We start from the raw sequence: 11,638 nt of genomic DNA, 5'->3' as shown, positions 1-11,638 counted from the left end.
CCCGCTTGCGGGAGGGGTCGGGGGAGGGGATGACGTGGAAGAAGCGCTGTACGGTTTCAGCCCCTCCCCTAGCCCCTCCCGCAAGCGGAAGGGGAACGCGGGCGGCAGCGGTCACGCCTCGTCCCTCACGACGCGAGCGACTTCTTCCACCGTGGTCACCCCGATCTGCAGCTTTGCCACGCCGTCATCGAGCAGGCTGGGGTTATCCCTTCGCGCATGGCGTTCGATCTCTGCCTCGCTGGCACCATCATGGATCAGCTTCTGGAACACGTCGTCCACCGCAACGACCTCGTACAGCCCGGCCCGACCGCGATAGCCTTCGTCATGGCACTGGTCGCACCCAACTGCGCGCCATACCGGCGCCCCGACCGGCAACGCGCCGCCGAGCAGCACCGAATCCGCCGTGCTTGCCACGTCCTCGCGCCGGCAGCTCGGGCACAGCCGCCGCACCAGTCGCTGCGCGCACAGCCCGACCACCATCGGCGCGAGCAGATAGCGTTCGACACCCATGTCGATCAGCCGGGTCACCGATCCCACCGCGCTATTGGTGTGCAGCGTCGACAGCACAAAATGGCCGGTCATCGCCGAGCGCACCGCCACCTGCGCGGTTTCCTGATCGCGGATCTCGCCGACCATGATCACGTCCGGATCCTGGCGCAGGATGGCGCGCAGCCCGCGCGCGAAGGTCATGTCGGTGCGCGGATTGACCTGGGTTTGTGCCACGCCGGGCAACTCATATTCGATCGGGTCCTCGACCGTCATGACGTTGCGCTTGCGGTCGTTGAGCCGGGTAAGCGCGGTGTAAAGCGTCGTCGTCTTGCCCGAGCCGGTGGGCCCGGTGACGAGCAGGATGCCGTGCGGCCGCTCGAGCAGCCGGCCGAACACCGCTTGGTCGCGCTCGCTCATGCCCAGGCCCGAGAGGTCGAGCTTGAGCGAGCCCTTCTCCAGCAGACGCAACACCACCCGCTCGCCGTGCTGGGTCGGGATGGTCGAGACGCGGGCGTCGACATCGTGCCCGCCGATGCGCAGCGTCACGCGGCCGTCCTGCGGCACGCGCCGCTCCGCAATGTCGAGCTTCGCCATCACCTTGATGCGGCTCACCAGCAGCGGCGCCAGTGCCCGCGGCGGCTCGATCATGTCTCGCAGCACGCCGTCGACGCGAAAGCGGACGACGAGGCGCTTTTCCTGCGTCTCAACGTGCACGTCCGAAGCGCCTTCCTTCACCGCCTCCAGCAGCAGGGCGTTGATCAACCGGATCACCGGCGCGTCATCTCGCGTATCGAGCAAATCGTCGACGCTTGCTGCACTGTCCGCAAGCGCCGCCAGATCCATGTCGCCAAGGTCGATATCGGCGGCGGCGCCCCCGGCCCCGCCATAGGCTTCCCCGAGCGCGCTATCGAAGGCCGCGCCCTCCAGCCGCACGAAGCGTGCGCCCGGCGCCAGCCGCTGCACCTCCAGCAGCCCCTCCAACCCCGCATCGGCACGATGGACGCATTCGATCCCCTCGGGCGCAGCGCGGAGCAGCACGCCGTGCCGACGGGCGAAGCCATAGGGCAGGTTCGGCACGTCGGCGATGATCATCGGACAAGCTCCACGGTGGCCGAAACACGCCCGGGCGCGCCGAGGCCCTGCACAGTGACGGTGCGCACCCGCAGATCGCTGGTCGTCGTCACATCGGCGAGCCAGTTGACCAGCGAATCATAGCTGGCATCGGCAACGCTGGCGCGCACGCCGCGGTCGATCGGCGCAGTGGTCAACGCGACGCCGAAACCTCCGGCCGATTGGGTGACGATGTCCGCGGGGGCGCCGGTGCGGCGCTGCGGCCGAGCCGTCGTCAGCGTGCCGGCTGCGCGAATGCGGGCTTTCAGCGTCTCGTAGGTGCGGATGTCCGCCAGCGCGGCCGCCCGCGCACCCTGGATCGGCTTGACCACGCCATAGACGAACAGCAACCCTACAAGCAGCACGATCAGCACCGCCAGCATCCCGCGCTCGCGTGAGGAGCGCGCCTGCCACCATTGGCCGCCGCGGCTCAGCCCGGCATCCAGCGTCGGCAGCTGCGTGCGAATGAAATCCCTCATAGCGCGCTCGCCGTAATGCGGATCGTCCCTGCTGGCGAGGCCGTTGCCTGCCCCTTGATGTTCGCCCCGCGCAACGCTGCCGCGATTCGCGTCGCCATGTCCGGCGCACTGGCCGCACAATCGATCGTCAGCACATTCCCCTCGAACCGTATCGCTTGTGTCGAGAGCGAACCGGCCATCGGACTCAGCGCGGCGGAAAGCCGGGCCAGCAGCGGCACGAATCGATCCGGCGCGCCGGTGGCACTAGGCAACAGATCGGTTACCCGAGCCTGAAAGTCGCCTGAAAGATCGACGCCCGGCGCTGCTATTGCGACCAATTCGCGCGTTTCCGCCGCACGACGCTTTGCGATAATGCTTAGCATTAACGCATCTGCACCTGCGATCGCGACATGCGCCAACGCGCCAAGGGCCACGATCCAGCCTAGTCGGCGCAAGGCGCCGGACGACCGCGGGCGCCGTACGGCATAAGCGCCCTGTCGCAGATCGAGTTCCGCTTTGGCTATAGCAGCACGCGCCTGCAGCGTGCGCGGATCCGGGGATGTAGCCTGTACCGGCATTTCCGCGCCGACTGGTTCGCCCAAATGGTAGAGCCGCGGGCATCCCGCCGCTTCCCAGGCGGCTTGCAGCAACGGGGCGGGTAGCGCGAATCCGGTTCCATCGGCTGCGAGTACGAGCGCCCGGCCCTCACGAATCTCGACCGTCCAGCCTTGCCCCGGTCGGGGCAGCAGCAACGCGTCCGGCACCATCGCCGCGTCGCCAAGGCCCTGCGATTCGGCAAGGCGAACCCAATCGGCCATGGTCTCGTCGCGAACCGCGCCGACCAAATAGCGCGCCGGCGCCTCTAGCGGATCTAGCTTCCCGCCCAGCGCCAAGTGCAGCACATCGATCGGCTCTGCCACCTGGTCCTCGATCGCGAAGGGCAGCGCCGCCAGCCGTCGGGCTCGATTCGGCAACGGCAGGTCGACCGCAAGCAGGCGCACGCGCTCCGTCGGCACGAGGATGGTTGCGGGCCCATCGGCGTCGACTATGATCAGGCGGTCGCCCGCCAGCGTCCACAAGCCCGCGGCGTGCGGTGACGGCGGTTCCGGCGATCGGACGCCGTGTGTCATGGAAGCTTCATGGGATGGACGCATGGGGCGGGGATGCGCATAGTTTTGAAACCATTTTGTGACATCGCATCGCAGCGCTTCGCACGCAAGCACCTCCAGGTCGAGGAGCATGAAGCCGGGCTGACGCTGATCGAGATGCTGATCGTGCTCGTGATCATTGCGGTGGTCGCTGGCCTCATTACCACCAACGTCATCAGCCGTCCGGACGAGGCGCGGGTTACCACCACCAAGGGCAACATCGCCAGCATCGAAGGCGCGCTGAAGATGTACCGCCTCGACAACGGCGAGTATCCCTCGACCGAACAGGGCCTGAAAGCGCTGGTCGAGAAACCCACGCTGCCGCCGGTGCCCGCTAATTGGGCGCAGGGCGGTTATCTCTCCGACGCGCCGCTGGATGCCTGGGGGAAGCCCTACGAATACAAGTCCGAAGGCGGCGGCTTCGCGATTCGCTCGTTCGGGAAAGACGGCAAGCCCGGTGGCGAAGGCGTGGATGCCGACCTTGAAGGCAAGGGCTGATGCCGCTCGGGGGGACGTTCTGTGTTCCCCTGCCCATTGGGGAGAGGGCTGAAGCAGATCGCCGCTTTTTCCATCTCGGCCCCTCCCTCAGCCTCTCCCATGGGCGGATGAGGAACCTCGCCGTCGCACCTTCCCAAACCGGCATGACGCTGATCGAAATGCTGATCGTTCTCGCGATCATCGCCGTGGCCGCGGGCGCGGTGACGCTGGGGATCGGTGCGGCTACCCGCAAACCCAGCGTGGAGACCGAAGCGCGCCGCCTCGCCTCCCGCCTGCAGGCCGCCGCCGACGACGCGATGCTCGGCGATCGACTGATCGCTTTCACCGCCGAAAAACACGGCTATGGCTTCGCCACGATCGGTATGGACGGCAAGATGATCCCCCGCACCGACGATGCGCTGGCGCCGCACACGCTGCCTGCCGGCATCACCGTCACGCTTGACGTCCGCCCGCCGGTGGTGCTCGGCGTCGATGGTTCTGGCCGCCCGCTGGCCGCCACGGTCGAAAATGGCAGCCAGCGCTGGATCGTCCGCTATGATGGGCTCACCGCCACTGCAGTACCGGCGCCAGTATCGTGACAAGGGACGAAAGCGGCTTCTCGCTGATCGAGGCTCTCGTGGCGCTGGCGGTGCTCGCCATTGCAACGGTCGGCCTGATGCGCACCGTGCAGACGCATATCGATTCGACGCGTGGGCTGGAGCGCCGCGCCGCCGCCATGTGGGTGGCCGAAAACCGGCTGGCCGAACTGGAAGCGGGCATCGGCGGCACCCCGCAGGTAGAGATGCTGGGCGAACGCTGGCGCATCGCGGTCGATCGTCGCAGTACCAGCGATCCTGAAATCGTGCGGGTGCGGATCAACGTGTTTCCTGCCGCCGAGAAGACACCGCTTGCATCGCTCGACGGCTTCGTGGACGGGCGAAGGGAATGAATCGTCTGTCTCTCAATCCGCGCCAGACGCGCACCGCGCTCGATCTGCTGACCGGCGCCGTCGTTGTCTCGGTCGCTATCGCGCTTGCCGGGCTGACATGGCGGATTGCCGGCCATGCCGGCACCGGTGCGATCACGGTACCGTCGGGCCGGAGCGCCCCCGCCGTCGCACCCGATATGAGCGCCGCGATCGCGCTGGCGCCGTTCGGCAAGGCGGTGGTGGTCGATGCGCCGCAGCCGACTACGCTGCCACTCGAACTCAAGGGTATCGTGGCAGCGATTCCAGCCGAACTGTCCGCCGCGTTCATCGCCGTGAATGGTGCGCCGCCTCAATCCTTCCATGTCGGCGAAGCGGTGAACGGCGCGACGATTGCTGCCATTCAACGCGATCGTGTGCTGTTCGACAATGGCGGCCAGCGCGAATTCCTCGCTTTTCCCGATCCCACCCTGTCGCCCGAACAGCGACAGGCCGCAGCGGCCGCACCCCCGAATCAGCCCGCGGCTCCGGCCCAGCTCACGCCGCCGCCGGGTGCGCCGCCCGCCCCGCTGCCGGGCAACAGCGCCGCCGTGTTGCAAAAGTTCGGCGCTACGCCCACGGCGGAAGGATTCCGGATCGGCACCGGAGGCCCGCCGGGCATGCAGGCCGGCGACGTTATCACCTCGGTTAACGGTACGCCCTTGTCTGATGGGCAAGCGGCCAATGCCGCGTTCGCCGCCGCGCAGCAGAGCGGCTCCGCACAAGTTCAGATTTTGCGTGACGGCAGGCGGATCACGCTTACCGTTCCGCTCCGTTGAAGAGAGAGCCCGTGAAGATTCGCTCCGCCCTTGCCTGCCTCGCCCTGTCGCCGATGCTGCTCGATCCGCTGGTCGTAACGGCGCAGACGGCCGCGCCGCAGGATGCCGCCGATGTGGTAATCAATATGCGCGGGGTGGAGATCGCCGACGTCGCCGACCAGATCTCTCGAATCACCGGCCGCACTCTGATCCTCGATCCCGCCGTGAAGGGCGTAGTGACCGTTACCTCGTCCAGCCCGCTTACCCCGGGCGGCGTGTGGGATCTTTTTCAGTCGGTGCTGCGCGCTAATGGCTATGCGGCGGTGCGCTCCGGCCGTGCCTGGCGGATCGTGCCGGCAGCCAATGCCGTGCGCGACGGGGGTGTGCCCGCGCGCGGCATTGCCGGCCAGGAGCTGGTGACGCGGATGGTGCGCCTGTCCAACGTCCCCTCTGCCGATGCCGCCCGCATCGCCCGGCCGCTGGTGGCGAGCTTCGGCAGCGTCGAGCCGCTAACCGCGCCCAACGCTGTCGTCATCACCGATTATGCCGACAATGTCCGCCGCATTGAATCGATCATCCGCCAGCTCGACGGCGGCGGCGGCGCCACCTTCGCCGCAATTGCACTCAAGAATGGCAGCGCGCCGGCCGTGGCCCAGGCGGTGCAGAACGTACTGGGCGGCGATCAGGCCAGCGGAACCCGCGTCGCCGCTGACGAGCGCAGCAACACCGTGATCCTGCGCGGCACGCCCGCATCGGTCGCCGAAGGCCGCCGCATCGTCGCCTCGCTCGATCTGCCGGGCGGATCAACGCCGATCACGCGAATGCTCCGCCTGAACTATGCCGATGCCGAGACGGTGACGGAAGTACTGCGCGGCGTACTCGGTCTGGGCGAGAGCGTCGACAATCCGGTCGCGAGCAGCCTTTCGGGCGCGAACGCCAATCCTTTCGCCCGGCTGGCGGCACAAAGCAGCCTTTCCGCTGCCGCGGCGGGCGCAGCCGGCACCACCGGCACCAGCAACACGACCAGCGGCGCCGGGGTGCAGGCAGCAACCGGCACGACCACGCCCACGATGCAGTCGACAACGCCGCAGACTCCCAAGGGATTCTCGACGCCGGAGCTGACGGTGCAACCCGCGCCGGAGCTGAACGCCATCGTCGTCCGCGGCGCGCCCAGCGCGATCGCCTCGATCGAACCGCTGATCCGCGATCTCGACGTACGCCGGCCGCAGGTGCTGATCGAAGCCGCAATCGCCGAGATCACCGGCGACGATGCCGAGGCGCTGGCGGTGCAGATCGGCACCAGCGGCGCGGTGCTGGACCGGCTCGGCGCCGGCACTTCATTCACTGCCGGCGGCACCTCGCTCGGCACGATCCTTACTGCGCTGGGCGTGCCGGCGGGCACGCTTCTGGGCACCGGCGCCACCGGCTTCACCGGCAACTTCAAGATCGGCGACGATTTCTCGGTGCTGCTCCAGGCGCTGGGCACTTCGACGCGCGCCAACCTGCTGTCCACGCCGCAGATCACGGTGCTGGACAATGTCGCAGGCGAGTTCATCGCCGGCCAAAACGTGCCGTTCGTCACCGGATCGATCCTCACCAACACCAGTTCGGCGACGCCTTACAACACGATCGAGCGCAAGGATGTGGGCATTACGCTTCGCGTGCTGCCGCGGATCAATGCGGGCGACACGATCCGCCTGCAGGTAAACCAGGAAGCATCCGCTATCGCCAGCACCACCGTGTCGCAGGCCTCTGACATCATCACCAACAAGCGCGCGATCAACACCACCGTCTTGGCGGATAATGGCTCGACGATCGTGCTCGGCGGCCTGACGGCGGACGATTATCAGGACACCCGCCAGCAGGTGCCGATCCTGGGCAACATCCCGCTGATCGGCGAGTTATTCAAAAGCCGCCGCGAACAGCGCCAGAAGCGCACCCTGTTCATCTTCCTCAAGCCCACCATCCTGCGCGACGGCGCCGATGCCAGCGCGGCCGCCAAGGATCGTTATGCCCGGCTGCGGGCCGACGAGGCGGAGAACGGCCGGCGCAACAGCCTGCTGCTCGCGCCGCCGCCGGCGCGGCTGAAGGTGGAGATCGACGGGATCTACTGAGCCGTCGGTTCTGGGTCGGCGGCGGGTAGCGGAACCCGCGCCCGCTGGCCACCGCGGCTGAACAGCGCGGCGTCGATCGAAAGCGACTCGAGCCGCCAACCATCGACGCTGTCCCCGATCGCGAGCGAACGGCTGGTGCCCTGCGCGGTGCGGACCAGCGCCACCGCATCGCTGCCGAGCCGGCCGACGATGCCCGTCAGTAGCGGAGCGTCGGGCGGCAGCGCATTGTCCTCCGGGGCCGCATCCGCGAACAGCGGCCGATCGAATGCATGGGTGAGCGGGACTTCGATCGGCGTCACAAGCGGCGGCAGCGCGCGGGCAGACTGCAGGGACGGTGCGGCGGCAGGGCGAAGCAACAGCAGCGGCATTGCTATCGCCACCAGAGCCGCGCCGCCCAGCGCGATCCAGTGCACGCGCGGCATCATCGCACCGCCCCGATCAGTTCGGCGCTTAACCGCACGCCGCCACCTTCCGCCGGCACCATCCGCCAGCTGCGGAAGCGGAGAACCGGGCGCTCACGTTCGATCGCGTCCGCCAGCGCGACGACGGCCTTTTCCGGTCCGGACAGGCGCAGCGTGATGATGACCAGCGGCGGGCGCGCGTTTGCCGGCGCCATCGCTTCCACCAGCACGCCCCCGCTCCGCGCCAGCCGTTCGATCCGCGCGGCGATCATTGCCTCCGCCTGGGCGGCGGGGAAGGCGAGCGCCGGCGACATCACGGCAGCCGCCTCGATGGGCGCCGCCGCCTTCCCGGCAACGATCGCCTTCTCCAACCGCGCCTTGGAAAGGGCGCCGATCGCCATCCCCGTCAAGGGCGCTAGCAGAGCGACCAGCAGCAGCCCCGCCAACGTCCCCCACAGGATCGGCCGCCGCGTCATGCGCCCGCCCGCCGCAGCAGCACGATCGTCCGCCCCTCGGCTTCCCGCTGGCGCACGTCGCGCAGGCCGGAAAGGGCCGCCGTCCGCCGGAGCGCGGCCCGGAGCGCATCGGGATCGCTGGTCGCGACTTCGATTTCGAGCTGCGCGTCGGCCCGCCGTTCGACTCGGAGCAGCGTAGCATCGGCCGGCAGAGCCGCCGCCAGCCGATCGATCATGGCGGCCGGCCCCGGCTGCTCGATCGCCTGGCGCAACCATTGCCGCGCCCGGCTGCGTTCCTGCTCGGCGTCCATGCGCGGCGCCAAGGCCGTGGCGATCCGTGCCTCTTCCTGCCGGGCAGCGCGTGTCAACAGCGCCGCGCCCGCGATCGTCGCGAGCGGGCCAGCAGCAAGGACGAGGGGCAGGATCAACGCGATCCGGCGAGGCCGGGTGGCCGGAAGGGGGCCCGCCTCAAGCTCCGATCGCGATCCCATCCGTGCCCGCAGCCTGGCCGCCGCATGGCCTACTAGGCTGAGACGGGGGGGCAGAGGATCGGGATCGGAAGCATCCGGCGTCATCTGTCCGCGCTTAACCTGCTGCGGCGGCTTCGCAAGTGTCACATGACTGACCGCGATTCGACATCGATCCGCAACCCCCGCTCCATCATGCCTTCATGTCCCTTCCCCATGGGCGAGAGGCGTTCCGTGCCCATGTCCCGGATACTAGAGGGGGATTCGATGACCGACCTAACCGAAACGTCGTTCGGCTATACCGACGGCGATGTAGATACCAATCACAGCACCGCGACCTCGCTCAACGACCTGGCAGACCAGCGTTATTCGCGTCGCACCTTGCTGCGCGGATCGAGCGCGATCGTCGCCGCCACGATGGGCGGTTCGGTGCTCGCCGCGTGCGACAACAACGACATGAGCAGCGATGCGGCGCCGACGGTAACGGCCGGCGGAGCCGTGACCACGTCCTCCGGCCGCATGGTGACGCTGAACGGCACCGCAACCGACGACAAGCAGATCGCGACGATCGCCTGGACGCAGGCGAGCGGCCCGCTGATCACCCTGGCCAATCCGAACAGCAACACCGTCTCTTTCATGGCACCGGTTGTCGCCGCGGCAACCGATTTCCGCTTCCGCTTCGCCGCTATCGATTCGACGGGGCAGACCCGCTGGGCCGAGACCACCGTGACGGTGAATCCGCCGGCACTGGGCTTCACCGCGGTCGCCAAGAACAAGCTGGACGTTGTAACCGTGCCGACCGGCTACACCGTCAGCGTGATCAACCGCACCGGCGATCCGATCGCGGCCGGCGTGCCCGCCTACAAGAATGACGGCACCGATACCAACTTCGCCCAGCGCATCGGAGACCATGGCGACGCGCTCTATTGGTTCGGCCTCAGCGCTACCGGCACGCGCGACGAGACCAGCTCGACGCGCGGCCTGCTCGTGCAGAACCACGAGAACATCAACGATCAGTATCTGCACGTCGCGGGCGCCACCACCGTCAATGGCGCGCGGCCTGAATCCGAAGCGCAGAAGGAAATCGACTGCCACGGCGTGTCGGTGACCGAAGTCGTCGAAGGCGCGAACCGCGTGTGGAGCGTAAAGCAGGATTCGACCTTCAACCGGCGGATCACGCCGGCGACGCCGATGGTGTTCAACGGCCCGGCACGTGGCTCCGATCTGCTCAAGACCGTCTTTTCGCCCACCGGCGTGGCCGGCCGCGGCACGATCAACAATTGCGCCAACGGCTACACGCCCTGGGGCACCTCGCTGACCTGCGAAGAGAATTGGGCCGGCTATTTCCGCCGCAGCGGCGACACTGCGAACCGCACCGCGAAGGAGCTCACTGCGCTCAGCCGCTATGGCGTGACGAGCAGCACGGGCAGCTATGGCTGGTCGACCGTGGTGGCCGCGGACAGCACCAACACGCTGTTCCGCCGCTGGGATGCGCGCGCCGGAACGGGTGCCGCCACCGGCGATTTCCGCAACGAGCCGAACCAGTTCGGCTGGGTTGTCGAAGTCGATCCCTATGCACCGACCTCCACGCCGCGCAAGCGCACCGCGCTGGGCCGCATGGGGCATGAGGGCTGCTGGCCGGGCGCATTCGTCGCTGGTCGGAAGCCGGCCTGGTACATGGGCGACGATTCGCGCCGCGAATACTTCTACAAGTTCGTCTCGGCGACTGCCTGGGCAGCAGCCGATGCGAATGCGACCGACCGCCTGGCGATCGGCGACAAATATCTCGATGCTGGCACGCTGTATGTCGCCAAGTTCAACGCCGACGGTACCGGCACCTGGCTGCCGCTGGTCTACGGCCAGAATGGCCTGGACGCGAGCAACGCCGCCTATCCGTTCGCGGATCAGGCAGACGTGCTGGTGAACACCCGTCTCGCCGCCGACAAGCTGGGCGCGACGCCGATGGATCGCCCAGAATGGACGGCGGCGAACCCGGTGACGGGCGAGATCTACCTCACCCTCACCAACAACAACGCCGCTGGTCGTCCGCTGAACGGCACCGACGCCGCCAATCCCCGCCATTATAACGACCCCAAGGCGGGTTCGGCGCAGTATGGCAACCCGAACGGGCACATCATCCGCATCAAGGAAGCCACGACCGAGGCGACCAGCTTTACCTGGGACATCTATGGCTTTGGCGCCGGCGCCGACCTGGACAAGACCAACATCAACCTTTCGTCGCTCGACGACAGCAACGACTTCTCCAGCCCCGACGGCCTGATGTTCGCCCGTGCGAGCCATGCCGGCGGCCAGGTGAAGCCGATGCTGTGGCTGCAGACCGACGACGGCGCCTATACTGACGTCACCAACTGCATGATGCTGGCGGCCCAGCCGGGCACGGTAGGCGATGGCGGCGCACGCACCATCACCAACACCGGCTCGGGCGGCGTCACCGCCACCCAAGCGACCCGCATCGGCGCGGCGCCGGGCGCCAATCTCCGCCGCTTCCTGGTCGGCCCGATCGAATGCGAGATCACCGGCGTGGATTCGACGCCGGATGGGCGCACGCTGTTCGTCGGCATCCAGCACCCCGGCGAAGGCGGCACACCCGCGGCGCCGACCAGCAACTGGCCCGACACCCAAGCCGGCGGCACCGTCGCGAAGACGATCCGCCCGCGCTCGGCCGTGGTGGTGATCACCAAGAATGACGGCGGCGTCGTCGGCCTCTGATCCGGTACGCCACGACCAATCGTAAGGGGGAGGTCCGCCAGGGCCTCCCCTTTTTTGTATCAGCGCG

The 11,638-nt window shown here is 67.9% G+C and carries 12 protein-coding genes; 6 read left to right on the top strand and 6 right to left on the bottom strand.

Going from position 1 to position 11,638, the window contains the following annotated elements; genetic code table 11:
- Nucleotides 1–111: 111 nt before the first annotated feature.
- Genes B215_RS0101580 through gspL form a run of 3 tightly spaced genes read right to left on the bottom strand, consistent with a single transcriptional unit; the run spans nucleotide 112 to nucleotide 3,187 of the window.
- Nucleotides 112–1,581 carry a GspE/PulE family protein gene (locus B215_RS0101580; protein ID WP_019367871.1) on the bottom strand — a complete coding sequence of 490 codons (1,470 nt, stop codon included), beginning with the start codon at nucleotides 1,579–1,581 and terminating at the stop codon, nucleotides 112–114.
- A complete protein-coding gene (gene gspM / locus B215_RS0101575) occupies nucleotides 1,578–2,078 on the bottom strand; it encodes a type II secretion system protein GspM (RefSeq protein ID WP_019367870.1) in 501 nt (166 codons plus the stop codon). The genes B215_RS0101580 and gspM overlap by 4 nt, the downstream gene beginning before the upstream one ends.
- Entirely contained in the window at nucleotides 2,075–3,187 is a 1,113-nt protein-coding gene (gene gspL / locus B215_RS0101570) for a type II secretion system protein GspL (protein WP_050990105.1), read from the bottom strand. The genes gspM and gspL overlap by 4 nt, the downstream gene beginning before the upstream one ends.
- A 45-nt stretch (nucleotides 3,188–3,232) precedes the next feature.
- Here gspL and gspG point away from each other — a divergent pair, with 45 nt between their 5' ends.
- The 5 genes from gspG to gspD all read left to right on the top strand — a co-directional run bounded on the left by gspG (nucleotide 3,233) and on the right by gspD (nucleotide 7,518).
- Nucleotides 3,233–3,703: a type II secretion system major pseudopilin GspG gene (gene gspG / locus B215_RS0101565; protein ID WP_019367868.1), complete on the top strand. Its 471-nt coding sequence runs from the start codon at nucleotides 3,233–3,235 to the stop codon at nucleotides 3,701–3,703.
- Between the two features lie 107 nt (nucleotides 3,704–3,810).
- Complete coding sequence (locus B215_RS0101560) at nucleotides 3,811–4,281, top strand: prepilin-type N-terminal cleavage/methylation domain-containing protein (protein WP_037512699.1); 471 nt, start codon at nucleotides 3,811–3,813, stop codon at nucleotides 4,279–4,281.
- Nucleotides 4,278–4,631 (top strand): type II secretion system minor pseudopilin GspI, encoded by a 354-nt coding sequence (gene gspI / locus B215_RS0101555; protein WP_019367866.1) that lies wholly within the window; start codon nucleotides 4,278–4,280, stop codon nucleotides 4,629–4,631. The genes B215_RS0101560 and gspI overlap by 4 nt, the downstream gene beginning before the upstream one ends.
- The gene (locus B215_RS0101550; protein ID WP_019367865.1) at nucleotides 4,628–5,425 is read left to right on the top strand and encodes a type II secretion system protein N; all 798 of its coding nucleotides are present in this window, start codon (nucleotides 4,628–4,630) and stop codon (nucleotides 5,423–5,425) included. The genes gspI and B215_RS0101550 overlap by 4 nt, the downstream gene beginning before the upstream one ends.
- 11 nt (nucleotides 5,426–5,436) lie before the next feature.
- Nucleotides 5,437–7,518 (top strand): type II secretion system secretin GspD, encoded by a 2,082-nt coding sequence (gene gspD / locus B215_RS0101545; protein WP_026008835.1) that lies wholly within the window; start codon nucleotides 5,437–5,439, stop codon nucleotides 7,516–7,518.
- Here gspD and B215_RS0101540 read toward each other — a convergent pair.
- From B215_RS0101540 to B215_RS0101530, 3 genes are read right to left on the bottom strand one after another with little or no spacing between them, the layout of a single operon-like run.
- On the bottom strand, nucleotides 7,512–7,943 hold the full coding sequence (locus B215_RS0101540) for a hypothetical protein (protein ID WP_019367863.1): 432 nt from the start codon (nucleotides 7,941–7,943) through the stop codon (nucleotides 7,512–7,514). The two genes, gspD and B215_RS0101540, sit on opposite strands and share 7 nt — an antisense overlap.
- The gene (locus tag B215_RS0101535; RefSeq protein ID WP_019367862.1) at nucleotides 7,940–8,395 is read right to left on the bottom strand and encodes a hypothetical protein; all 456 of its coding nucleotides are present in this window, start codon (nucleotides 8,393–8,395) and stop codon (nucleotides 7,940–7,942) included. The genes B215_RS0101540 and B215_RS0101535 overlap by 4 nt, the downstream gene beginning before the upstream one ends.
- Entirely contained in the window at nucleotides 8,392–8,802 is a 411-nt protein-coding gene (locus tag B215_RS0101530; protein ID WP_236704500.1) for a hypothetical protein, read from the bottom strand. The genes B215_RS0101535 and B215_RS0101530 overlap by 4 nt, the downstream gene beginning before the upstream one ends.
- A 306-nt stretch (nucleotides 8,803–9,108) precedes the next feature.
- On the opposite strand from B215_RS0101530, the gene B215_RS0101525 reads away from it, so the two are divergent.
- Nucleotides 9,109–11,571: a PhoX family protein gene (locus tag B215_RS0101525; RefSeq protein WP_019367860.1), complete on the top strand. Its 2,463-nt coding sequence runs from the start codon at nucleotides 9,109–9,111 to the stop codon at nucleotides 11,569–11,571.
- Nucleotides 11,572–11,638: the final 67 nt, after the last annotated feature.

The organism is Sphingomonas sp. ATCC 31555 (assembly GCF_000282895.1).
GTDB lineage: Bacteria > Pseudomonadota > Alphaproteobacteria > Sphingomonadales > Sphingomonadaceae > Sphingomonas.
Note: the sequence above shows the minus strand (reverse complement) of the source record. Positions and strands in the feature narration are given on the sequence as shown.

Bases quoted from the DNA above. Each gene is read 5' to 3' on its own strand.
- B215_RS0101550 (WP_019367865.1), top strand. From the start codon at position 4,628: ATGAATCGTCTGTCTCTCAATCCGCGCCAGACGCGCACCGCGCTCGAT.
- B215_RS0101580 (WP_019367871.1), bottom strand. From the start codon at position 1,581: ATGATCATCGCCGACGTGCCGAACCTGCCCTATGGCTTCGCCCGTCGG.
- gspM (WP_019367870.1), bottom strand. From the start codon at position 2,078: ATGAGGGATTTCATTCGCACGCAGCTGCCGACGCTGGATGCCGGGCTG.
- B215_RS0101540 (WP_019367863.1), bottom strand. From the start codon at position 7,943: ATGATGCCGCGCGTGCACTGGATCGCGCTGGGCGGCGCGGCTCTGGTG.
- B215_RS0101535 (WP_019367862.1), bottom strand. From the start codon at position 8,395: ATGACGCGGCGGCCGATCCTGTGGGGGACGTTGGCGGGGCTGCTGCTG.
- B215_RS0101560 (WP_037512699.1), top strand. From the start codon at position 3,811: ATGAGGAACCTCGCCGTCGCACCTTCCCAAACCGGCATGACGCTGATC.
- gspL (WP_050990105.1), bottom strand. From the start codon at position 3,187: ATGACACACGGCGTCCGATCGCCGGAACCGCCGTCACCGCACGCCGCG.
- B215_RS0101525 (WP_019367860.1), top strand. From the start codon at position 9,109: ATGACCGACCTAACCGAAACGTCGTTCGGCTATACCGACGGCGATGTA.